This is a genomic window from Wolbachia endosymbiont of Rhagoletis indifferens (genome assembly GCF_048537595.1).
Lineage (GTDB): Bacteria > Pseudomonadota > Alphaproteobacteria > Rickettsiales > Anaplasmataceae > Wolbachia.
Map to the genome: position 1 here is coordinate 983,535 of NZ_CP175923.1, position 22,849 is coordinate 1,006,383.

The window sequence follows — 22,849 nt, forward strand, 5'->3', positions numbered from 1 at the left end:
TATTTTAAATGATATCCACATCCCATATAAAGTAAAGTGCTATTTATATTTCCATTGAAAGAGTAGTCTAGTTTATACTATAGCTGGGTATTCTGTTACAATAATTTACTTTGTATGGCATAAATTATGCATTTTTTGATACGCTTTTTGAAACCCAAGTAGGGAATAAGTATCATCAATGGTCACTGTTTTTGTTTTCCCATTCACTACCATTGATAATCCCTGCTTCATTTTTAGAATGAGATCTTGATCTATTTTTGTATGCTCTGCCCACGCAAGACTTCCCTGTATTATAGGCAATGTGTATTTAATTTTTTTGTCGATATTGAGAGCTACAGGCTCTTTATCATATTGAAAACCAGAGGTAACGCTTACCTCATCTGCTTTTTTATCAACATAACTAACCATTACATATGGCTTGCGGTTGGTTGTATAATGTTCGCTTTTTTTTTTAGGATAGGATACAATATAACATACTTTTTCTCCATCTTCCAATGCAGTATACACGAGCCAATCTTTATATTTTTCCTTCAATTGTACATCACTAACTGATGCAAAAGTGCCTATTGAAAAAAATATTAGAAATATAAAAAAACTATGCATGCAAACCAAATTTCAAACTTTCAGATTGTATATATTGTTTTACCTTAGCCATCGCCTGCTCAGCCAACTGCCTTATTCTTTCTCTTGAAACACAATACTTTTTACTAAGTTCATCTAGAGTTTGAGTGTTTTCAGACAAATATCTACTGATAAAAATGTCTCTTGCCCTTTCGTTGAGGCTCGCTAGTGCATTGTTTAAAATTGTTTCTTTTAATTCTTTTTCTTCATGATTCTGATAGGTTACTTCTTGACTAACCAAGTTACATGGGATCATATCTTGCAACTCCCTTTTAGAGTCATCACCTATTTTTATGCAATCGTTTAGCGACTGATCCTTACAAGCCAAACGGTAATTCATCTGCAGAACGTCTCCTTCGGATACAGAAAGCTCATTAGATATTGCTTTTATTTCTTCATTATTTAAAGTTTCCCTGTTTGTATACTGTAAAATTCTTTTTTTTATTTTACGTAAACTAAAAAATAATCTTCTTTGTGCTTGCGTTGTGCCTATCTTCACAAATGACCAAGATTTCAATATAAAGTCTTTTATTGAAGCTTCAATCCACCACACTGCATAAGTTGAAAAACGAAACCCTAAATCAGGATTAAACTTTTTCACTGCATGCATTAAACCAAGATTCCCTTCCATGACCAGGTCCATCAACAATAGTCCATAATTTTTGAATTTCATTGCAATTTTCACTACCAAATTCAAATGGCTGGTAATCAATTTATGAGCAGAAGAAATATCCTTATATTGGTTCCAATTTTTTGCTAGTTGTACTTCTTCCTCTTGAGACAGCATGGGAAATTTTCGCACCCTAGCAATATATTGCATGAGATTGGTTCTGCTATCAACACATAAGCTTGCCATTGGGGTCAACATAACAACTTAAATTAAAACTTCATGCATATAATATATTGATTTTCTAGCAAAAATTCAAGCTTTGATTTGAAAAAAGCACAAATTTTCCATCTAATTTCTTGGAGACAGTAGGCCGCAGTGTTAGCTAATTGGACAACATTATGTAACTTTAGATAATATTCTACCAGTACAATGGTGAACATTATAGCTTAAACACATAGCAAGTAGTGTTATTCCAGTGCCTTGGCACTGGAATCCACATTTCTTTTTTCTAGATCCCAGTGTCATGCTACTTGGATGACAAGAAAAAACCCACTGGGATAACAAGACTGAGATAGACTAGAAATTAAACGCTACTCCAGCTTCTGCACCAACAGTGCTGTAAAGAACTTTGATTCCGGCATCGTCTTTAGCTGTCTTACCAAAGTTAGCACCATAAGAACCGAAATAACGAGCTCCAGCATAAAGTTTGACTTCTGGAGTTACATCATAACTAACACCAGCTTTTGCTTGATAAGCAACACCAAATCCAGAGGCTTTACCATCAGTAACTTTTGTTGCTAAAGGATTGCTTACATATGCTGCACCAACACCAACACCAACATATGGAGTGATAGGCATATCTTCAATTGCTATATCGTAATAAACATTAACTAGCCCTGAAATTGCTGTTAAGTTCTTTGCAATTCCTCCTGCTGGGACAGAAGTTCCAGTTACCGTAGTATCTTGATTTAGCTGTGAATAAATCCCTTCAACATCAACTCTGATATCGTCCATTTTGTAACCAAATGCACCACCACCAGCCATAAAAGAAGCTGTGTACAGATCAGTAGTGTCGGTTTTATCGTTAGCGCTCTTTTTAAGACCTGTAACACCATCAACTTTTGTGAAAAGAGGTAAAATTTCACCGTTGTATTGCAAACGAACGTAGTAGCTAGTTTCTTCATCACTTATTGGACCAACAGGATCTGAGAAAGCAGAGTTTGATAAACTTAGCAACGTTGCTAAAGCGGCTGCTGAAAAAAACTTTTTATAATGCATAATTGTCCTCGTAAAAAAAAATTAAAATTCCACTTTAGCAGTCTAAGTAACAACTAAAGTTAAGTCAAGTGCTAACTTAATAACACAAAATATTCTACATTTTAACTAATTTTTAGGAGAAGACAAAGATTTTATTAATGAATAAATAGAGTTACACGACTTTTGATTTTTTGGTATAGCTAATACAGGTAAGATTTACTATCGAAAGACCTCGTCATCCCGCTGCTTGTTAGCGGGATCTAGAGATACCGTGACGGTATGACGTAGGACTGCTGTCATTCCGCTCCTTGTTAGCGGGATCTAGAGATACCGTGACGGTATGACGTAGGACTTGCTGTCATTCCGCTACGTGTTAGCGGCTGAGATACCGCGGCGGTATGACATAGGGCTGTGCTAGCTATAGGTGCATTATATGAAGAAGTACTGGCGTTAGAAATATTAAAAAAGAAATACTTACACTAAAAGAAACTTCAGTAGTAAATTCAAAAAGGAAGTTTAAATCCAGGTGGTAAACCCATCATACCTGCAAGATCAGAAGTTGCATTTGCCATATCTTCTTCTGCTTTTTTAACGGCATCATTAAACGCTGCTGTCACTAAATCCTCTACTATATCTTTTTCCTCATTTCTCATAAGTTCTAAGTCTATGTTCACCTTTTTAGCTTTATAGCTACCTATTTTTATGACTTCCACTAATACAGAAACTTTGCCGCCACCAGAAATACCTTGAAACTCTTTTCCAATATATTTTTCTTGAGCTTCTGCAAACTTTTTTTGCATCTCTTGCGCTTGTTTCATTATTTGACTAAGATCCACAACTTACTCCTTATTTTCTATATTAACTACTTTTGCACCTTTAAACGTGTCAAGTACATCCTTAACTGCAGGTGCATAATTTAAATTACTCACTTCCCTGTTTATATAACCCGTATCAACTGTAATAACCCACTCCTGCTGAGTCACCTGGTTTAAGTAATTTTTTAAATCATTGCAAAAATTACTATCCAACTTAGATACAGCTTTTAATTTTAAATACCCAGGTTTACAATCTATTAATTGTAGATTATTACACAGTTGTTTGTAAAGATAAATTTGGTTACTCCGCCGTAATAGTTGCAAAACTTTGTCAAAATCGTAATTTTGTTGTTTATTTTCTACATGGATCCCAGTGTCACGCACTGGGATGACAGAGTGGGGTTGTTGTTTACTTTCCACATATTTTTTTGGATCCGAGTAGTCAGCTACTTGGATGACAGAGGGGGAAGGTGCAACAGGTCTGCCCTGTCTATTTCCTTGCTCTGCATTCTGCGAAAGAATTTTTTTGACCACCTGTTCCGGAGAAGGCAGATCAGAAAGATAACAGAGGCTAATTAACATCATTTCAGCAGCAACATCGTTGCATGTTGAAGTTTTTATATCTTGAATACCTTTAAGCAACACCTTCCACAATCTCGAAAAAAATATTAAAGATCTCTTTATACTTAAATCTTTTATCCTATTCTTTTCATGCTCTGTAACTGCACTATCAATCTCTTTCGTAATTAAAAAACGGCATACTAACTGAATTGTTTGCAATAGACCTTCAAAAATACTAAGTGGGTTTGCTGTTTTTATCGCCTTGTCAAACACTGATAGAGCTTTCTGTAAATCACCTTCTAATATTGCTCCTAATAGATCGAATATAATATCTTTATCCACTAGGCCAAGTATGTCTGTCACGTTTTTAGTGGATATTGCACCATCTTTGCTATATAGCACTGCTTGATTCATCAAAAACAAGGCGTTACGCATTGAATTTCCAGAGTGTCGTGCAATTAATTCTAATGCTCCCTTTTCAATGGAATAACTCTCTTTTTGTGCAACATCATTTAAACGTTCCACTATTTTAGCTACAGGAATGTTGTGTAAATCAAATCTTTGACAACGTGCAATAATAGTTATTGGTATCTTTTTTATTTCCGTAGTTGCTAAAATGAACTTTACACTAGATGGTGGCTCTTCTAGGGTTTTAAGTAATGCGTTAAATGCGCTGCTGGATAACATATGTACTTCATCTATAATGTAGACTTTGAATTTAGAGCTTATAGGTGAATAGCAAATATCTCCCAGGATTACTTTAATATCGTCAATGCTAGTGTGACTTGCTGCATCGATTTCAATTACATCTGGATGGCTTGAATTTTTTATTGCTAGACAGTTTTCACATGATCCGCAAGGTTCAAAAATTGGCCCCAGAGAACAATTCAAACATAAAGCTATTATCCTTGCAGTGGTGGTTTTACCAACTCCACTACTACCAGAGAGCAGTATAGATTGTGGGATTTTGTTTAAAGTAAAAGCATTTTCTAATACACGCACTAATATATCTTGACCTACTAGATCTTTAAAGCTACTAGGACGATGTTTTAATGCTATATTCATAGCCTCGGATAAAACAAATAATGAAATAGGTATGCAACCCAAAAAGGTTCCGATATGGCTGCTTCATTTCTGATCTGACCAAATTACAGAGTTTTTGCCTGCATACCTTATAAAATATTATACTTTTTTTTTTATTTAGCAAGGTATATCCTATATTAGCTCTATAATTTGATATGTTAAATTTTTTACAGTGCTATTTTGAAGTAAACAAAAAGTTAGTTGTCATGCAAGTCACTACAAGATTGTCACTCCAATGTTTATTTATGTCATCCCAGTGCCTAGGCATACAGCTGTATGAATGTTGTGATATAAGAGCAATTTTTACCGAAAAGGATGTCATCCCAGTGCTTGACTACTTGGATCCAGAAAACTTAACTGTAAATGAGCGCACTAGGCAATTGTATAACAAGAACTGGATTCCAGTGTCAGCTACTTGCATCACACCACCTGCTACGCAAACTTCTGTGGACTACAAAGAAAGTTCGTACAGTTGTAGGTCAAGCCATAGAGTAACAAAAAAAGGATATTGGGATAACAAAAGAGGAATATTATGATTTTATATCATTTTCCTCTTTGTCCGTTTTCACGAAAAGTTAGAGTGCTTTTGAAAGAAAAAAAATTGAACTGTGATTTAGTACATGAAAATCCATGGGAAAAGCGGAATGAATTTATGGAGATCAATCCAACCGGGCAAGTACCAGTATTAATAGATAATAACTTTGTAATAGTGGATAGTAATGCCATTTGTGAATATATAGAAGAGACTTACAATAGCGACGTCAAATTACTTGGTTCATCCACTATTATTAAGTCTAAAATACGCGCTCTAATCAATTGGTTCGATAACAAATTTTACAATGAAGTTACTAAGTATATTATGAATGAAAAAGTAATTACTAACCGCAGCCCTGACTCTAGATTTCTTCATGCAGCTCAGCATAACCTGCCTTGCCATATGGAATACATCGAACACTTAATTAACAAGAACGTTTGGCTTGCAACTGATAAGTTCACTTTAGCTGATATTGCTTTAGCATCGCATATTTCCGTAATGGATTATGTAAGTAGTTTTCCATGGGAAAAAAGTAAAATTTTAAAAGAATGGTACTCCATTGTTAAATCAAGGCCTTGTTTTCGCGAAATATTATTAGAGAGAGTTTCCGGGTTAACCCCTCCTAAACATTATGCTGACCTTGATTTTTAACTTATGTTAGCTTTAAAGCTACAGTCATTCCTTCATCAGTTGGAATCAATATAGAGAAATATTTCTTTTCATCTGATAATCTATTATTAAACTCCCTCATAGCATGCCATGATTTTTCTGATACTTCTTTTGGAGGCGATTCTAAAAATACTGTGTTAAACAGTAGAGTGTTATCTGCAACGATTAGCCCATCTCGTTTAATGTATGACTCTGCCCAATCTAAATACTTAGGATAACTGCTTTTGTCAGCATCGATAAATATCATGTCAAATGGTGCCTTTGCTGATAATTCATTAATTTTTTCCAGTGCATCGCCTTCTATTAGAGTAATTTTATCACTTAGATTAAAAGCACTAAAATTTTTTTTTGCTATTCTTGAGTGTTGAGGATTATTTTCTATTGTATATATATGACCGTCTTTCAGTAGAGCTTTTGCCATACAAATCGACGAATAACCGTATAACGTGCCAATCTCAACAATACTTTTGATTTTATGGATTTTTATAAATAAACTTAATAGCTTTCCTTCTTCAGGGCCAATCTGAATATGTTGCTTTTTTTCAAGAATACAATACTCTTCTATTGTTTTATATTCTTTTGCAAATAGATTTCTTATGTATGACAATTTTGTACTAGGATTATTACGCATTACGTTTTATATTATAAATTAGGGAGGCTTAATTCATACACAATTTATAAATATAATAATATAGTTTAAAATAATAAAAACATTTATTTTAAGTTATTATTTCATAGTATAAAATTTTAAGTGACAAGAATTATTATATATTGTACTATAGTTAACTAGTATAATAAACAATCGATTATTATGCTAGAATTAAAGGGATTGTTTATGCGCATTTCTCTTTTTAAAATATAATTTTTATAATCAATTAGAGGGGGTTATATGTCTTATACTATTGCTGGTGAAGTTGAAACGTTAAACAAAAAATCTAACAAGAATGAAGGGGTTATGTTACTACATAATCCAGCTTATCGTGAAAAGTATAAAGAACGTTTTAATGAAGCTCAGAAAAAAGTTATGGATATGGTTCAGTTTTATGATGGGACAATAATATTAATAGAGAATAAAATCGCTATGTATTACTACACTTGGCACAGTAAAAAAAGAGAGTTTGAGCGTAAAAAACAACAAACAGTAGTGAAAAACAATGACTCAGCATAGAGTCTTTTATATGGTAAGCTACAGTGGTATTACTTCACTATAGCTTTTCCATATAATTCATCTATTACGTTAGTGAAGTATTTCAGCTCTTTATACCCTTCATGTTTAACTTTATTATGCTCTATATATGACTTACCATCGTTGAGCTTGATGAAAAATATTGGAGTGGCTGTGATACCAAGTTTATTAATTGCCAGTGATTTATCATTTATGATTTTATCCATCATTTTCTTATCATTAATGCATTGGTTAAATGCATCTTGCTTTAAGTTGCTTAGTGCAGCAATTCTTTGTAGTAAAGTCAAATCACTCAAATTGGAGTAATTCCACGAATCTATTGAGTTAAAAACAGCTTTGTTAAAATTAAAGTAGTCTTCTTGTTTTTCGTAGCAATGACTTAGCATTGCAGCCTTTAGCCCTCTGTAATCCAAAGGAAAATGACGAAATATATATAACATCTTACCTGTATCTATATATTTCTCTTTAATTTTGGGAAAAACATTCTTATGAAAAAGAGAGCAGTGATAGCAAGTTAATGAAGCATATTCTATCATTAGAATTGGTGCTTTTGGATCTCCTAATAATTTATCATCAGGTAATAGTGATAGTAACTCTTTTGATGTTATTTCATTAGTTTCTTTTTGAATATGTTGGTTAACAACTGCATAAGAATCAACACTCATAAGAATTAGTAAAAACAATAGTCTAAAAATCATTACAATACAAACACTTAACTTACTAAAAAAATTACATATTTATATTAATAATGTCAAGATAACTTTTGTTTAGCAAGGCTTTCAGCCCTATCTTTAAATGCAGCAATTATTTTACTTTGTGTATATTTATATACTGAGTTTAATAAAGTGGAAAATGAGTTGGACTTAAACTTAAACTCTATATAAAACTTTACCATAGTTTTATTTTCATCTATGGGAATGAATTGCCATTCATTGTATAGATGTTTAAATATTCCATTTGATGATACAGCTTTTATCCAACCTTCATTTGTTCCACTTGGAGAAAGAAAGGTTACTTCTGATGTGTACCTTCCTTTAATTCCATGAAAAGCTGCGAGGAGATCCACAACCATTTGGTTGTTAATTTTTTCTTTTATATAAACGGCTTTGCACCAAGGAACAAAATCAGGATACCTTTCAACATCAATTACAATTTTGAATACTTCATTAGGCGAACATAGGAAGGTACCTTGTTCTCTGTATTGATAAAGCATAAATTTAGTACCAATCAAAAAAGGATCCGTATCTACCGTCAGCCTTAGTAGATTCCTGAGACCTGAAGTTAAGGTGGGCATCGCATATTAGTTTCAACGAAACCAGCAGAGGCATTTCCCTTCTCTAGAAATTATCGCTCAGGAAATTTAACTTAACTCATAACGCATAGCACAGACCCCTACTTGAATTATAGATGATTTACACAGGGCATGTCTATAGGTATATTAAAGTCAGCGATTATTATTTAATCTTTATTAAATTTTGCATTTTAAGTATTATAGTTTATCTTATGAACATTACTAAAGTTTTAATCATTATTGTTTTTATTGTAATTTCTTCAAGTGCTTATACTAATTGTACAGATCACAAAATTTTTGTGCATACTATGAAGCAACAAGTGGATGGTATATCTACAAAAGGAAATAGAAAAAACCTAGAGCATGTACACGAAAAGCTTCAGGAGGTCATTCAGAATAATGTTAACCTCAAAGGAATATCGCAATTCGTTATAGGGAAACATTGGGCTTTAGTTAAACAAAAAGAAAAAGAAGATTTTTTAAGAGAGTATGAAGTGTATCTTACGCGTTTGTGCGTTAAAATTTTATATAAATACATGCATGATAGTGAAATGATCATAATGAGTGCAAAAGCAGTTGACGATGAAACTTGCTTAATTGGTACAAGGTTCTCTTATGGTGATGAAGAATTTACAAATATTGATTTTAAAGTTACTAAAAATAACAGTTCTTTCTTGATAAGTGATGTTGTAATGAGTGGAATAAGTATTGCTATTAATCAACGTTCTCAATTTAGTGAAAAAATCGACACACATGGCATAGCAAGTGTGATAGATGAATTAAAATGTAACAACAATCTATGATATATATGCCTCATTGGCCTAAGCCACTTGGTAGCAGGCCGAATGATTTTTCTCTTGATCGCATAAAAGGCTTTCTTAGCAAACTAGATAACCCCGAGAAAAAAATGCCTCCCGTAATTCATATAGCTGGAACTAATGGGAAAGGCTCAACACTAGCATTTATAAGATATATAATGCAAGCAGCAGGGTATAAGGTACACGCATACACTTCTCCACATTTGGTGAATTTTAATGAAAGAATAGTTATTGCAGGCAGTTATATCGACGATAATGAATTATATAGCTTGTTAGAAGAATGCCGTGCCGTAATTGCAGAACAACCTATCACTCTGTTTGAAGCTGCAACTATTGCAGCTTTTTTAGCTTTTTCTCGTCATAAAGCCGATATAACTTTAGTTGAAGTGGGTATGGGTGGAAGGCTTGATGCAACAAATGTTATAGATAATCCGATTTTAACAATCATTACTTCCATTGCACTTGATCATACAGAATATCTTGGCCCTACTGTAGAAACCATAGTAGGTGAAAAAGCTGGAATAATGAAACCTAATATTCCTTGTGTAATAGCACCACAAAAAAAGTCTATAATGAATACACTAGAATTCCATGCAATAAATAAGAAATCTCCTTTATATAGAGGAGGCTTTGAATGGAATTGCAAAAAAAAGAACAACAAAATGGTTTTTCAATCAGCTATTCAATCAATAGAATTTCCTTTGCCGTCTTTAAAGGGTGATCACCAAATAATCAATGCAGGAAACGCCATTGCAGCATGTAGCATTTTGAGTGGAAAATATGGATTTGACATTGGAGAAGAGGATATCACTTCAGGTTTACAGCATACCTATTGGCCTGCACGACTGGAGCGTATAAAAGAGGGCAATTTAATTTCTTTATTACCAAAAGATTGGCAATTATTTTTAGATGGTGCGCACAATAATGATGGTGCTAGAGTGCTATCTCAGTGGGTAAGAGATAACTTTGCTGAAGGTATCTATATAATTTTTGGTGTTACTCGTAACAGAAATGTAGAAGAGTTCTTAGAACACTTAAAACCATATATCAAACTACTATGTGCGGTTTGTGTTAAGTCTGAACCTAAAGCAACAAATACAAATTTGATTAGGGAAAAAGCCAATAACATAGAAATAAAGGCAGTTGAATGTAAATCAATTGGCGATGCAATATCAAGTCACATATTAAAAGCCTCTATCCAAAACGTCAAAACCATACTAATCTGTGGCTCATTGTTCCTAGCTAGAGACTTCGCTATGGAGAATAGCTAACTTTGATGATATGTGAGCATTAACTGACCGATGGGGAAATAACTTTGATTGCTCATAGTACTGCTTGGTTGTTCGTCATCAACTTCTACAAGTGGACCATCACCTTTAAATTGCTCCTCAATTGAATTTATAGTCGTCTTTTTGAGAATATAATTACTTGCAGCATTTAAAACAGGTAAAGTAACAATTAAAAGCGTGAATGGTAATGAAAGTAATAAGCCGGATAACATCATAGAGTTAGTTATACCAAAACCATTGGCAACTAAATCTAATCCCACACCGAAAAACATTAAAGGTGTACAGATTATGTTGCTCAAAATCAATGAATTTTTTAGCCACTTTAATTTAGTCCTATCACTCTTTGAAAAATTTTCGCATTCTTGGTCAAAGTTAAACAACGATAAAATATCAGTCTGACTATTAAACTCTTTTCCATTTCTAGTATAAATGCTCTTGATAGCTGAACTCAAAATAAATCCTGCTAACAAGGGAGCAAGAAAACCTACTGCTATTGGTACATTACAAGAAATATCATTAATGATTAAAAATGCAATTGATGTGAAGAATACTAAAAGCCTTCCTAAGAGATATGAATAAAAAGAATATTTTGAATAAGCAGTTACATTATTGTCAATTGACTGCTGCTTATTATAGAGTTTATTTCTGTGCTTATCATCTAAGTATTTTTGCAATTCTTCATAACTGCGACTGGCTTTGTTGCATAGCAACCGAAAAAATCTGGTGGCTACTGACAAAATTCATTATAAATAACCATTTAACTGTTGAAGAAAAAATATGCCACAGAAAATGAAAGTCAGTAACCAAAACGAATATAACAAATTCCTTGAAAAAAGGAGAAATATTTTTCGTTACATCGATGAAGCTATCGAAAATTGGTATGAAAATAGTCCAAAAATGCAGGGCGGCAACTATATTTACAGTGATAAAGTCGTAATTTTGGTGCATATAATTGTCAATCTTTTTAGAATTGGTTTAAGACAAACGGTGGGGTTTATAAAAGGATATCTGCAACAAATAGGAAAAAATTTGGCAGTTATCAGCTATTCACAAGCATCAAGAAGGTTTAAAAAACTTAATATTAAGATAAATGATTGCAGGGTTGATAAAAGCAACATGGAAAATATTGAAATTATCATAGATAGCACAAGTATCAGCATTTACAGTAACACTCCTGGCCACAGTAAGGAAAACAGTGCAGATAGAAAGTACCGAAGCTACGAGCAAGTAAGAAAGTTACATGTTATGTTAAGTGTGAATAGTAAAAAAGCTATAGCTGCAAGATACAGTAATGGCGTCTACTCTGACCACTATGGAGCTTGCGATTTGCTTGAAGAAGTTAATTTTCAGCACAAAATAAAAGCATTATATGCAGATAGGGCATACGATAGGCACAAACTTTATAAATTGTGTAAGAAATACGATATAAAGACAAAAGTTCTACCAAAAAAGGATGCAGCAGAACATTCAAAAATAGATTATATGTCTGACAGAAATGCTGCTATTAGGTTAATAAAATTATATGGACAAGATGGTGTAAAAGAGTGGAAAAAGGAAGCAATTTATGGAAAGAGATCTTACATAGAAGGATTTTTCTCAAGGTTGAAGCAAGTATTTGGATTTAGCTTTAGGAATAAATCTGAAGTAAATCGTGAAAAAGAATTACTAATTAAGTGCTATTTGCTCAACAAATTCACTGATATTGGTATGGCTAAATTTGAAATCATTACATAAATTTGTCGTAAACCATCACTGCTTAAGGTGCTATGCAACAAAGCCACTGCGACTCCACAACTTACCGCGTAATTCTTTTATTAAATTATTTCTTTTATTGAGACCTTTCTCCAACGGCTCTATTATAAATTCTTCAAAAAATGGCTTATTTAATGCAATAACCTTAAATTTCTCCTCCGCTTCTTTATTGTTTGGGTTTTTATCTGGGTGATATTTTAACGATAATTTACGATATTGTTCACTAAACTTTTTATTAATATTCTCAATGCCAGAATTTACCACATCCTTCTTCTGAATACCAAACATTAAAAACAACCGCTTAAAAGCGTGATACTCATTTTCATTCAAAATCTTTCTAGCCATATTACACCTACAAATTAACTAACTATTAATGTTCTATAATATACATATTTCCAAACTATGTCAATAGTTTCATAAATATCTCTGGTAAAAATTATTTCTGTTATGACTAGCATGATAAGTGTATGAAGCGACTAAAATTGTCATTACAGCGCTTAGTGTACGACAGTGCTCCAACATTTAGGGTTGCAGTTTACTTGTAAGCAAGCAAACTGAGTTGGTGAGTATAAAAGTATAGCTTCTACGTCATAACGCCGCGGCGCTAACACGTAGCGGGATACTTAACCCATCATCTACACCGTCATACCGCCGCGGTATCTCTTAGCCGCTAACAAGCAGCAGGATGACGAGTTACTATACCGCCGCAAACCGTCATCCCGTCACGGTATCTCTAGATACCGGCTAACAAGCAGCGGGATGACGGTTGTCAGGGTAGCTGTCATCCCAGTGCCCCTTTTTTTGTCATCCGAGTAGCTGACACTGGTTCACTCTATAATGGCAGTGCTCCTTTCTTGTCATCCCAGCGCCTCCTTCTCCTGTCATTCCAGTGCTCCTTTTTTTGTCATCCGAGTAGCCCCTTTTTTGTCATCCCAGTGCCCAGACACTGGGATCCAGGAAACTTAACTCTACACCAAGTAAATGTACAATAAGAACTAGATTCCAGCGTCACGCGCTGGAATGACATCATAGGGGCACTGGGCATAAGTGTTGAAAGTAACACAAAAAAGACATAAAGAACTATTATTGCAAGAAAATGGAGGCAATAATGGATCAAATAGAAAGAGTACTAAATTTAATAAAAGATGAGGATTTAGAAAGGCTAGGAAAATTAAGTGAAGTAGATAAATGTAATACTAAATTGTTGGGCAAGATTATATTTAAAGGTCTAATGAAGTTAATATTAATGGGGCAAAAAACAAGCCTAAGAGCGCTAGAAATGGTAATAAACAGGTGTATAATGGATAAGAATAGCGATAAAAGTACAGTAACATACAGTGGTTTGTCAAAAAGGTTAAAAGTTATAAATCCAGAATATTTTAAGGGAGTATATATTGATTTGATGAGCAAGATTAAAAAGCTATTACCCCAAAAAACATCAAATAACTTACATAAGTTTGATTCGACGATCATAAATTTATCGGGATATCTCATAAAAGATGGGCTAAAAATAGGCGGTAAAAGTAACGACAGTCAAGTTAAAGTGAGTGTAGGATTAAAGGATCAATTGCCGACAAGTATAAGATTTTGTAAAGGACAAGAAGAAAGTAGTGAAGATATAGCATTAGTGAGAGCAATTAATGAAGCTAAAGTTGAAAAAGAGGATATTTTATTATTTGATAGAGGAATCAGAAAAGTTGGAACTTTTGCCGAATTTGATGAAAAGGAGTACAAATTTATCACAAGAGTTAAAGTAGGAAGAAAACATGATGTTATAAGCAGGAACAAAGTTATAAGAGAACAAAAATCGGATGGATCAGAGATTTTAGAAGATATAATAGTTAATCTTTATCGTGCACGAGGTAAAGTGGCAGAAAAGCATGATCTACGGCTAATAAAAATCAGAAATAAAATTGGAGATGAAATATGGTTTTTGACAAACTTGTTTGAAATGCCAGCTTATGAAGTAACAGAGCTATATAGGCGCAGATGGGATATAGAAGTGTTCTTTAAATTTATAAAGCAAAATCTTGGATATAAGCACTTTTTAAGCCATACTATGAATGGCATGAAGGTGTATATTTACATGATCGGCTTTGTTATTTCTTGTTTATAAAATCAAAAATAATCTACATGGGTTCAAAATAGCATTACTGCAATTCACATTGGATCTAAATGACTCTTTTATACGTTCGATTGTTTTACTGTCGGGAGGTAATTTACATGCCGTTGATCATCTCATATCACGTTATTTTTGATACTTTCAACACTTATGGGGCACTGGGATGACACCTTCCTGCCCAGTTCATGTTAGCTATAAATACTAAGAAATTTACCAAATGAAAAAAAAGGCAAAAGAAGCCCCGTGGTTATTATCCGCTTTAAAATATTGGCGTTTTTTATGTTTTAAACGCTTGACAAGCGAGATTAAGCTGCTTTTAATTGCAACTAACCTACGCTGCAAATGTTTAAGAAATTTACCAAGCAGAAAAAAAGGCAAAGAAACCCCGAGTTAGCTAGTCCTTTACTATCTTTGTCGAGTATTGGCATTTTTTGATGTCTTGTAACGCTTTATAAGCGCGTTCAGCTTATTTAGATAAAAATCTAGATGTAGATGAAGTTTTGTAAAGACATACAGTATCTATATACTGCAAAAAATTGAACATAAGACGCCGATACATTAAGTAATCCTTACCTTTTAATCTGCAGATTGGCGAAAGCAAATACAATAGCTTCACTGTTATGATAAGGGGGCTAGCGGAGTTTGTCAAGTAAGTTTTTCGTTTCTGCGGGCTACTGAATAACGGCTACAATGTTTGTACAGCTATGTACATAGTGCTGGAACCCAAAAAAAGAACCAAGTAGCTTGGCTACTTGGATGACAAAAGGTAATGCAAGAAATCTATTGGCTCTCGTATACCTTAGTGAAACTTAACAAGTTTATCTATAGTTTTAGTGATGATTCTTGGAGTATCCGGAGAAACTGCTGAGCTCAGCCTATTTAACCGCTCTATAGCAAATTCGCTGTTCTCATTTGTTATGAAATCACATAAAATATTTTCTATATCCTTAGTAACACTTTCATGCTTCCTCAGAGGATGATTATGTGGATACCTATTGATGGTTCTGATGCTAGAATACTCAACAAAAGCTTGATCCTTAAAAGCAAGTTGTCTCAATTTCTCTTTGAATTTTCCTTCTTCCTCTTTTGCTAAAAGGCGGGACTTTATCAGTGATTTTATAATCAAATTTATAGCTTGATGTATTTCAGAATGCACTATAACTTTAATAGTATTTTCCTCTACTATACAATCATAAATACTTTTTTCGCTCTTTAATGACTCTATAAGCGTTCTGCTATTTTGTGAATTCAATTCCAAATTCTCTTCACTCATAGGAGTTATTATAAAGGTATTCTTATTTACTCTGATGTTAAATTGTGAAAATCCTTCAGAAAAGGAAAATGCTACATCCTTAGATTCAAGTGCGTGATTGCATGCAGAAAAAAGGGTATGTGCTATAACATTGCTGGGCACCTTCATTCCATGTTTACTCAGGTGGTTCAATACATTTTCAACCTCATGATATGTAAAGTCTGTATCTTTTAGCAATTCAACAACTTCTATGCCGTTGTGCTGCTTATACTCTATTCTCACTTCTTCTGTAAAAAGTGTTTTAGCTGCTATATGTTTATCAAGCACTGTGAAAATCTTGATGAAATTCTCTAAATCTTGTTTGTTAACTAATTCGATACTAATTAAGTTTCTGCTAATAATTGAAATATTTTTTGTCATTTTTTCCCACTAAAAAAACTCACTAAATGAATTGTATTTTTAATTCATTAAGAATTGTTTAAAGTGAGCATACTAGCTTTTCACTCGTGCATTACATGACAATGAAAGCGAGATAAAAATTATATAAAATCATCGCGTAGTACAACGCCTTCTTCATATTCGTCATTGCTACTTGTGTAGGTTGTGACATCAATGTGATTGTCATTATTATTTAGCATATCATCCAACTTTCCTTCTTTTTCAAGATCCATCAATTTGTCACACCCCCCAATGTGCTTATCGTTGATAAAAATCTGTGGAACTGTTCTAACGTTATACTTTGATTTTATGTCGTTAAATAGATCTGAGTTTTTGAGCACATCGATTTCTTCATATTTCACACCTTTTTTATCCAGCAACTCTTTTGCTTTTTTGCAGAATGGGCAGTGCTGCTTTACATATATTATAACTTTTCCTTTAGTATTTTTCACAATTTATCTCCGTAGCTTACTAAAATATAGTTATTATATATAAGAAACATGTAAAAACATCAAATTGTATGAAAATTATTTATAATTGTGAGCAAGGGATAGAAAATAATATAGCACTGACCTTCGGAAATTTCGATGGCATTCATTTAGGACATGAATTTGCAATTTCCACTCTAAAGAAGGTAGCACAAGAAAGAGGATTACCCTCCGCAGTTTTAACTTTTGAGCCTCACCCATCAACTGTTTTATTTGGTAGAAACAATTTTAGGTTAATAGACCAAGAACAAAAAAAGGAACTGATCAGCAGCTATGGTATAGATTACTTGTATATTATTAATTTTAATAGAGGTTTTTCTGAGGTTAGCTGCGATGACTTTATCAGTAAGATTTTAATAGATAAATATGGCGCTAAACACATAATTGTCGGAGAAAATTGCACTTTTGGTCATAAACGATTGGGTGATATATTAACTCTAGAGAAATATTCTGAAACATATGGATACTCTTTGACTAAATTAGAGCCATTAATAATTGACGGCAAAATTTGCTCTTCTTCTTCAATAAGGGAGTATGTACAGAGGGGCGAAACAGAAATTGCTAATAAATTGCTCGGCAGACCTTATCAAGTTTCTGGTGTTGTGACAAAAGGTGCATGTAGAGGTAGAGAAATAGGATTTCCAACCATAAATATTCCTATAGAAGATTGCATGATAAAACCAAAATTTGGTACATATTACGCTAAAGTGATGTTTTCTGATAATAACCCAAATTGGTTATATGGAGTAGTCAATATTGGTATGAGACCTACATTTAAGGATCTGAAAAAGCCCATAATAGAAATGCACATATTCGATTTTGATGAAGACGTATATAATCATAAAGTCAACATACAACTTTTAAAATTCATAAGGTCAGAAAAAAAATTCCATAGTATTGAGGAGTTAACAAAACAGATAAATTATGATATACTTAAAGTTTGTAGGTTAAAGGCAAATTTATGAAAAAGTTATGCTTAATTGTTATATTAATTATAGTATTGATTGACCAAACGAGCAAATCGTACATAAACTCATTGATTGATGAAGGAGAATCAATTGAGATCACTAGCTTTATAAAGCTAGTTGAAGTTTGGAATTCAGGTATTAGTTTTGGAATGTGTAGCGCTTTACCACATGGCGGTTTCTTTTTTTCAGCAGTTTCAATACTAATAATTGGTATACTTGCATACTTGATATACAAGTCTGATGATCAGTCAACTTACCTTGGTTTTTCTCTGATGATTGGTGGAGCAATCGGAAACGTAGTTGACAGGATCTACTGGGGAGCTGTATATGATTTCATATATTTTCATATTGATGATTGGTATTGGCCAGCCTTTAATTTAGCAGATTTATCTATAGTTTGTGGAATGTTTACATTGCTATATAAGTGGTATATATACGATATGCTTATTTCTAAACAAAATGAGGAATAAAATAATTATGTTTACATAATGTTGACATCGCTATATAAGTGGTATACATATGATATGTTTATTTTCAAACAACAATGAGGAATAAAATAATTGTTTTTATATTAGGTCGAAATAATGCTTCATAAGCTTTTTAGTTTTCTTATACTACCTGCACTTTTTTTTACTTATCCAATTTCTTTGAAGGCTTTAAGCATAGAGCACGACATAAAACATGCTAAACTCAGTAACGGACTAGATGTCTATGTTGTTCCTAATCATCGGATTCCAGCCGTTTTACATGCAGTGATATATAAAGTTGGGGGAATGGATGATCCAATCGGCAAAGCAGGATTGGCTCACTACTTTGAACATTTAATGTTTGAAACTACAGGGAAGTTCACAGATATAGAAGCCACTATGAGTAGCATTGGGGCTCAATTTAACGCATTTACCACTAAAGAATATACTTGTTATTTTGAGTTGGTCCCAAAAAAAGATTTACCACTTGCAATGGAAGTTGAAGCAGATAGAATGGGCAGCTTTAATGTTACTCAAGACAAAATAGATAGAGAAAAAAACATTGTACTGGAAGAAAGAAAAATGATATTTGATAATCATCCTAACAACTTGTTATGGGAAGAAATGAATAGTGCATTTTACCGTACTGGCTATGGTAGATCTGTTATCGGCTGGGAGAGCGATATCAAAACTTACAATCAAGATGACATAACGAGGTTTCATGATAACTATTATCACCCCGGCAATGCAATATTACTGATTGTTGGTGATGTGGAATTTGATGAAGTAGTGAAGCTAGCAGAAGAAAAATATGGTGACATTAAGTCTAAGGCAGTAATTAGGCATTACCCAAATCAAGATCCAGTGCATAATGCAGGTTTATCGGTGATTTTAGAGAGCACTGAAGTAAAAGAACCAGTTTTATATTTTCGTTATCGTGTTCCCTTATTTGAGCACATAAATGAAGCCTCTGCTGCTCATTTAGCGATTGACATTTTAGGTGGCGGCAAATCCAGCAAACTGTATAAAGATTTGGTTTTAGATAAAGATGTGGCAGTATCAGTATCTGCTTATTACAATAGTTTAACTTTTAGTGATGGCTACATTGATATTGAAATAATTCCAAAAAGCGGAGTTAATTTAGATATTGTTGAAAGAGAGTTAGATAATGCTATTAATAACTTCATGTCTAAAGGAATAACGGATGAGGAGTTGCAAAGCTCGAAATATAGATACAAAGTAGCACAATTTGATAATCTATCTGACTTAACTCATATAGCAATGTTTTATGTGCCACGCCTCGCACTTGGTATTCCACTTGATGAAATAGATATTTCATATAGCAAAATCAATGATGTTAATTTAGAGGATGTAAATAACAAAATTCGTACTATCTTTTCTGCTAATAAGTTAATTGGCCGTTTATTACCAAAAGGAGATGATAATGAGAATAAGTAAATTTGTACTTCTATTTTTTTTCTGCCTAAGCTTTAATTTACAAGCAAGTGGTAACTTAAATATAGAAGAGGTTACTACCCGTAAAGGGTTTAAGTTTCTATTCGTTGAAAGCCACGATTTACCAAAAGTTTCACTTAATATATCGTTTAAAGATGCAGGTTATGCACATGAAAATGCAGAAAAACAGGGACTTACTTGGTTTACTTCTCTTGTAATTCAAGAAGGGGCAGGAAAAAATGATGCCAAAGGTTTTGTGAAAAAGCTTGAAGATAAAGGGATTAGTCTACGTTTTAGTGCTGGTTTAGAAACGTTTGGAGTTTCGTTGAACACTCTGTCTGAGAATTTAGAAGAAGGTGTTTCACTACTTAGCGACGCTATAACGCGTCCTAAAGTTGACTCTGAAGGGTTGAATAGAGTTTTCGAGAAAGCCAAAGTTGATTTTAATAATCTTGAAAAAAATCCTTTTTTTGTTGCTAAAAAAGAATTGGGAACGTTGTTATTTAAAAAGCACCCTTACTCAAAAAGTGAATATGGAACTCTTGATACTATAACAAATATTACTAGAGACGATGTTTTAACATACATAAAGCGCAATTTTGCTAAAGATAACATAGTTATCAGTGTTGTTGGTTGCATAAAAAAAGAAGAAACTATTACATTATTAGATAAATATTTATCTAAATTACCATCAAAAAGATCGAAAGTTAGAAAAATACCTGTAAAAAATAATTTTGGTTCTGCAGAAAGTAAAAATATTTTTATGGATATACCACAGAGTGTGATACTTTTTGCTCAAAAAGGTATAGCTTATGAAGATCCTAATTATTATAACGCTAGTGTCTTGATTAATGCACTTGGTGGCATGGGATTGAATTCAATATTAATGAAAGAACTGAGGCAGAACTTAGGTATTACTTATGGTGTTAATGCACGTATTCTTACCAATAAACATGGGAACGTTATAGCTGGAAGTATTAATACTGATAGTTCTACTGCCAGTCAATCAATATCAGCAATAAAAGATACGCTGAGCAAGGTTCGAAAAGAAGGAATTGACGAACAATTGTTCAAGGATGCAAAAATTGGCTTGGTAAATAATCTTGTCCTTCTCCTGTCCAATAACACAAATACAGCAATGCTGCTCGATAATATGCAGATAAATGATCGTGATGTTAACCTTATAAATAATTATGCGAATATCATTAATGATGTTAAATTAGAGGAAGTAAACGAACTGGCAAGTTCTTTACTGGAACCCGAAAATTTATTTTTTGTTGAAGTTGGAAAAAACACTCAAAGTCAATAATGAATACTTTCTGCTATTGATCTTACTGCTTCTACATAACACTTATGCTCCTCAGCTAGAATGCGTTCTGAAAGGCTTTGAATATCATCAGCTGGTAACACTGGCACAGCAGCTTGAGCAATTATGGCTCCAGCATCAACTTCAGGAGTGACATAATGTACAGTACAACCTGTAATTTTTACACCTGCTTTTAGAGCTTGCTCTTGAGCGTTTAGACCTTTAAAAGACGGAAGTAAAGAGGGATGAATATTTATAACCTTGTTATGCCATTTACTCAGAAAATCAGCTTTGAGAATTCTCATAAACCCTGCAAGGCAAATTAAATCAACCTTATGTTGAACAAGTATTTTGTGAATTTTATCAGCATCAAGTGGTTTATTATTAACAACAAACGCTGGGATTCCTGCTTGCTCTGCTGTTTTCAGACCAGCAGCTTCGCTATTATTTGTGATAACACATGCAACTTCTGCGGGAAAATTCTGATCTTGACATGCTTCTATCAAGGCCTGCATATTTGATCCCCTGCCTGAAATTAGTATTCCGAGTTTTATCTTTTTCATTGTAGCACAGTTAATTTAAAATTTAGTTAATACTAACAAAACAGCTCAAAAGGAAAACTTATTTTATAGCAAAGAAGGCAGACTAAACTCTTTATATAAGTGGACCTCTAATTTTTGACCTCACTGGACAACACAAAAATAACGAATAGCCCCATGTACCCAGCTAAAACTAGCTTTAATGCTTAGATATTGTGCTATTTTTGTATAATATACCACTATAAGTATATATTTTTGTAATCGCGTTATTATTTATTTAACAAAGTATTAGTATAATTTATTACACTGGATTAAATGGAGAAAGTTCAATGAGTAAATTACCGAACAATGCAAAAATAGGTAAATCTCAGGTTACTCAGTGGGAGGTAATAAAAAATTGTGAATATGCTGATAATTGCTTGTCAAAAATAGTAACTTTGTACGTTATTAGAATAACTCAGCTATCAGATTTTTATACGAGTGACGAACCTGAAATTAACACTGTTTTAGCAAGAATAAGCGTGACAAGTGAAAATGTATTTTTAAACAAGGCTACTACTATTGAAGTTATGGAAGGTATTTTTCCGTATAAATTTAACAGCAAGAAGAGAAATAACATATTAAGGTTAGAAGATTTATATAATTATTTATGTTCTATTGTTAATAATAGCCTCCCAAAAGAAATGCTTGAAAGTCTTGTAAGGGAATATAAGGATGCTGTTAACTTATTTAAAGCAATTACTTAACTGAACGTAGTATTTTTAAGATTCTACTTTCTATTTCAGAAATGCCACTTTCAAGATCTTTATCTATCAAACACATGGTAGACAAATACGTTTTTTGCTTGCTTTCAACATTGATAGTTAAAGTTCCGGGAGTGATTGTAACTGAACTAGCAAATAATGCAATGCTTTCATCATTATGCCCTTTGCATTTTCTTAGGATAATGATCGGTTCAAGCTTAGATTTGAGTTGTAGCACCTTTTTTGTTACATAAACACTTGATAAAATGATTTGGTAAATTAACCATGGTATATAACTCACGAGCTTATAAAACGACAGTCTACTCGTACCATTTAAAATCTGACTCAGAGCGCTTTCAGCGTTTATCAACCGTCTAAAGATAAACAATGTGAATATAGAGGAAAACACTCCACAAAAAATAAAGAACGGCTCAAAATAACCAGACAGTATAATCCATAGAACAAATAAAGTTATAAACGACAGAGAAAAAAATTTGATTTCCTTCCTAAAGTTGAGGTTTTTCATAGTCTGTAATATAACTTAAATGACTCTTTAAGGAAAGATAATAACGAATATTTAGGTT

General features: G+C 33.1%; 27 protein-coding genes, 2 other RNA genes and 2 pseudogenes. 13 read left to right on the forward strand and 18 right to left on the reverse strand.

The genetic code is table 11. From position 1 onward, the window contains the following. Positions 1 to 105 precede the first annotated feature (105 nt). The 7 genes from ACJZL1_RS05160 to ffs form a co-directional block, all read right to left on the reverse strand. Entirely contained in the window at positions 106 to 603 is a 498-nt protein-coding gene (locus ACJZL1_RS05160) for an invasion associated locus B family protein (RefSeq protein ID WP_419247108.1), read from the reverse strand. Then, positions 596 to 1,489 carry an RNA polymerase factor sigma-32 gene (locus tag ACJZL1_RS05165; protein WP_419247109.1) on the reverse strand — a complete coding sequence of 298 codons (894 nt, stop codon included), beginning with the start codon at positions 1,487 to 1,489 and terminating at the stop codon, positions 596 to 598. The genes ACJZL1_RS05160 and ACJZL1_RS05165 overlap by 8 nt, the downstream gene beginning before the upstream one ends. Before the next feature lie 138 nt (positions 1,490 to 1,627). Next, complete coding sequence (locus ACJZL1_RS05170) at positions 1,628 to 1,795, reverse strand: hypothetical protein (protein WP_265034552.1); 168 nt, start codon at positions 1,793 to 1,795, stop codon at positions 1,628 to 1,630. A gap of 12 nt (positions 1,796 to 1,807) precedes the next feature. Further along, the gene (locus tag ACJZL1_RS05175) at positions 1,808 to 2,509 is read right to left on the reverse strand and encodes a P44/Msp2 family outer membrane protein (RefSeq protein ID WP_419247110.1); all 702 of its coding nucleotides are present in this window, start codon (positions 2,507 to 2,509) and stop codon (positions 1,808 to 1,810) included. Positions 2,510 to 2,991: 482 nt separating this feature from the next. After that, a complete protein-coding gene (locus tag ACJZL1_RS05180; RefSeq protein WP_320109942.1) occupies positions 2,992 to 3,306 on the reverse strand; it encodes a YbaB/EbfC family nucleoid-associated protein in 315 nt (104 codons plus the stop codon). 21 nt (positions 3,307 to 3,327) lie between these two features. Further along, entirely contained in the window at positions 3,328 to 4,929 is a 1,602-nt protein-coding gene (gene dnaX, locus ACJZL1_RS05185; RefSeq protein WP_265026201.1) for a DNA polymerase III subunit gamma/tau, read from the reverse strand. Positions 4,930 to 4,950: 21 nt separating this feature from the next. Beyond that, an RNA gene (ffs, locus tag ACJZL1_RS05190) (signal recognition particle sRNA small type) lies at positions 4,951 to 5,040 on the reverse strand. Positions 5,041 to 5,255: 215 nt separating this feature from the next. Between ffs and ACJZL1_RS05195 the strand changes: the two are divergent. Both ACJZL1_RS05195 and ACJZL1_RS05200 read left to right on the forward strand, forming a co-directional pair. Further along, a pseudogene (locus ACJZL1_RS05195) lies at positions 5,256 to 5,372 on the forward strand (WPE palindromic element domain-containing protein); the annotation flags it as partial. 107 nt (positions 5,373 to 5,479) lie between these two features. Continuing rightward, the gene (locus ACJZL1_RS05200; RefSeq protein WP_265026204.1) at positions 5,480 to 6,133 is read left to right on the forward strand and encodes a glutathione S-transferase family protein; all 654 of its coding nucleotides are present in this window, start codon (positions 5,480 to 5,482) and stop codon (positions 6,131 to 6,133) included. A gap of 1 nt (position 6,134) precedes the next feature. Here ACJZL1_RS05200 and ACJZL1_RS05205 read toward each other — a convergent pair whose 3' ends face one another. Continuing rightward, positions 6,135 to 6,782 (reverse strand): O-methyltransferase, encoded by a 648-nt coding sequence (locus tag ACJZL1_RS05205; RefSeq protein ID WP_265034547.1) that lies wholly within the window; start codon positions 6,780 to 6,782, stop codon positions 6,135 to 6,137. A gap of 258 nt (positions 6,783 to 7,040) precedes the next feature. Here ACJZL1_RS05205 and ACJZL1_RS05210 point away from each other — a divergent pair, with 258 nt between their 5' ends. Beyond that, positions 7,041 to 7,319, forward strand: coding sequence for a DUF2671 domain-containing protein (locus ACJZL1_RS05210; protein WP_250295262.1), 279 nt, complete (start codon positions 7,041 to 7,043; stop codon positions 7,317 to 7,319). Between the two features lie 29 nt (positions 7,320 to 7,348). Here ACJZL1_RS05210 and ACJZL1_RS05215 read toward each other — a convergent pair whose 3' ends face one another. The 3 genes from ACJZL1_RS05215 to ssrS all read right to left on the reverse strand — a co-directional run bounded on the left by ACJZL1_RS05215 (position 7,349) and on the right by ssrS (position 8,731). Beyond that, positions 7,349 to 8,035: a DsbA family protein gene (locus ACJZL1_RS05215; RefSeq protein WP_265034546.1), complete on the reverse strand. Its 687-nt coding sequence runs from the start codon at positions 8,033 to 8,035 to the stop codon at positions 7,349 to 7,351. Between the two features lie 53 nt (positions 8,036 to 8,088). Then, a complete protein-coding gene (locus ACJZL1_RS05220; protein WP_265026206.1) occupies positions 8,089 to 8,550 on the reverse strand; it encodes a type II toxin-antitoxin system RatA family toxin in 462 nt (153 codons plus the stop codon). Positions 8,551 to 8,569: 19 nt separating this feature from the next. Next, positions 8,570 to 8,731: non-coding RNA, 6S RNA (gene ssrS / locus ACJZL1_RS05225), on the reverse strand. A gap of 109 nt (positions 8,732 to 8,840) precedes the next feature. Here ssrS and ACJZL1_RS05230 point away from each other — a divergent pair. Both ACJZL1_RS05230 and ACJZL1_RS05235 read left to right on the forward strand, forming a co-directional pair. After that, positions 8,841 to 9,431 (forward strand): MlaC/ttg2D family ABC transporter substrate-binding protein, encoded by a 591-nt coding sequence (locus ACJZL1_RS05230; protein WP_265026207.1) that lies wholly within the window; start codon positions 8,841 to 8,843, stop codon positions 9,429 to 9,431. Continuing rightward, on the forward strand, positions 9,428 to 10,717 hold the full coding sequence (locus tag ACJZL1_RS05235) for a bifunctional folylpolyglutamate synthase/dihydrofolate synthase (protein WP_419247111.1): 1,290 nt from the start codon (positions 9,428 to 9,430) through the stop codon (positions 10,715 to 10,717). The genes ACJZL1_RS05230 and ACJZL1_RS05235 overlap by 4 nt, the downstream gene beginning before the upstream one ends. Here ACJZL1_RS05235 and ACJZL1_RS05240 read toward each other — a convergent pair. Next, the gene (locus tag ACJZL1_RS05240) at positions 10,714 to 11,187 is read right to left on the reverse strand and encodes a hypothetical protein (RefSeq protein ID WP_419247112.1); all 474 of its coding nucleotides are present in this window, start codon (positions 11,185 to 11,187) and stop codon (positions 10,714 to 10,716) included. The two genes, ACJZL1_RS05235 and ACJZL1_RS05240, sit on opposite strands and share 4 nt — an antisense overlap. Before the next feature lie 119 nt (positions 11,188 to 11,306). On the opposite strand from ACJZL1_RS05240, the gene ACJZL1_RS05245 reads away from it, so the two are divergent. Next, positions 11,307 to 11,528: a hypothetical protein gene (locus ACJZL1_RS05245; protein WP_419247113.1), complete on the forward strand. Its 222-nt coding sequence runs from the start codon at positions 11,307 to 11,309 to the stop codon at positions 11,526 to 11,528. After that, complete coding sequence (locus ACJZL1_RS05250) at positions 11,513 to 12,469, forward strand: IS5 family transposase (protein ID WP_419247114.1); 957 nt, start codon at positions 11,513 to 11,515, stop codon at positions 12,467 to 12,469. Before ACJZL1_RS05245 ends, ACJZL1_RS05250 begins: the two co-directional genes overlap by 16 nt. Positions 12,470 to 12,625: 156 nt before the next feature. Here ACJZL1_RS05250 and ACJZL1_RS05255 read toward each other — a convergent pair. Together ACJZL1_RS05255 and ACJZL1_RS05260 are read right to left on the reverse strand one after the other, a co-directional pair. Then, positions 12,626 to 12,775 (reverse strand): annotated as a pseudogene (locus ACJZL1_RS05255) (DnaJ domain-containing protein); the annotation flags it as partial. Between the two features lie 616 nt (positions 12,776 to 13,391). After that, a complete protein-coding gene (locus tag ACJZL1_RS05260; protein WP_341812821.1) occupies positions 13,392 to 13,550 on the reverse strand; it encodes a hypothetical protein in 159 nt (52 codons plus the stop codon). A gap of 33 nt (positions 13,551 to 13,583) precedes the next feature. Here ACJZL1_RS05260 and ACJZL1_RS05265 point away from each other — a divergent pair, with 33 nt between their 5' ends. Further along, a complete protein-coding gene (locus ACJZL1_RS05265) occupies positions 13,584 to 14,603 on the forward strand; it encodes an IS4 family transposase (protein ID WP_265026211.1) in 1,020 nt (339 codons plus the stop codon). Between the two features lie 805 nt (positions 14,604 to 15,408). Here the strand turns inward: ACJZL1_RS05265 and ACJZL1_RS05270 are convergent. Continuing rightward, positions 15,409 to 16,281 (reverse strand): hypothetical protein, encoded by an 873-nt coding sequence (locus ACJZL1_RS05270; RefSeq protein WP_265034674.1) that lies wholly within the window; start codon positions 16,279 to 16,281, stop codon positions 15,409 to 15,411. Between the two features lie 119 nt (positions 16,282 to 16,400). After that, positions 16,401 to 16,751, reverse strand: coding sequence for a glutaredoxin 3 (gene grxC, locus ACJZL1_RS05275; protein ID WP_265026213.1), 351 nt, complete (start codon positions 16,749 to 16,751; stop codon positions 16,401 to 16,403). A 68-nt stretch (positions 16,752 to 16,819) separates the two neighbouring features. Here grxC and ribF point away from each other — a divergent pair, with 68 nt between their 5' ends. The 4 genes from ribF (at position 16,820) to ACJZL1_RS05295 (ending at position 20,986) form a co-directional block, all read left to right on the forward strand. Beyond that, complete coding sequence (ribF, locus tag ACJZL1_RS05280) at positions 16,820 to 17,752, forward strand: riboflavin biosynthesis protein RibF (protein WP_353285122.1); 933 nt, start codon at positions 16,820 to 16,822, stop codon at positions 17,750 to 17,752. Beyond that, the gene (gene lspA, locus ACJZL1_RS05285; RefSeq protein ID WP_265034677.1) at positions 17,749 to 18,225 is read left to right on the forward strand and encodes a signal peptidase II; all 477 of its coding nucleotides are present in this window, start codon (positions 17,749 to 17,751) and stop codon (positions 18,223 to 18,225) included. Before ribF ends, lspA begins: the two co-directional genes overlap by 4 nt. Positions 18,226 to 18,339: 114 nt before the next feature. Continuing rightward, positions 18,340 to 19,680: a M16 family metallopeptidase gene (locus ACJZL1_RS05290; protein ID WP_419247115.1), complete on the forward strand. Its 1,341-nt coding sequence runs from the start codon at positions 18,340 to 18,342 to the stop codon at positions 19,678 to 19,680. Beyond that, positions 19,667 to 20,986, forward strand: a complete 1,320-nt coding sequence (locus tag ACJZL1_RS05295) for a M16 family metallopeptidase (protein ID WP_419247116.1) — start codon at positions 19,667 to 19,669, stop codon at positions 20,984 to 20,986. Before ACJZL1_RS05290 ends, ACJZL1_RS05295 begins: the two co-directional genes overlap by 14 nt. Here the strand turns inward: ACJZL1_RS05295 and purN are convergent. Next, complete coding sequence (gene purN, locus ACJZL1_RS05300) at positions 20,980 to 21,546, reverse strand: phosphoribosylglycinamide formyltransferase (RefSeq protein WP_265026218.1); 567 nt, start codon at positions 21,544 to 21,546, stop codon at positions 20,980 to 20,982. The two genes, ACJZL1_RS05295 and purN, sit on opposite strands and share 7 nt — an antisense overlap. Before the next feature lie 305 nt (positions 21,547 to 21,851). On the opposite strand from purN, the gene ACJZL1_RS05305 reads away from it, so the two are divergent. Beyond that, complete coding sequence (locus ACJZL1_RS05305; protein WP_006279382.1) at positions 21,852 to 22,268, forward strand: hypothetical protein; 417 nt, start codon at positions 21,852 to 21,854, stop codon at positions 22,266 to 22,268. On the opposite strand, the gene ACJZL1_RS05310 is transcribed toward ACJZL1_RS05305, so the two are convergent. Next, positions 22,261 to 22,791 (reverse strand): Na+/H+ antiporter subunit E, encoded by a 531-nt coding sequence (locus ACJZL1_RS05310; RefSeq protein ID WP_353285119.1) that lies wholly within the window; start codon positions 22,789 to 22,791, stop codon positions 22,261 to 22,263. The two genes, ACJZL1_RS05305 and ACJZL1_RS05310, sit on opposite strands and share 8 nt — an antisense overlap. Positions 22,792 to 22,849: the final 58 nt, after the last annotated feature.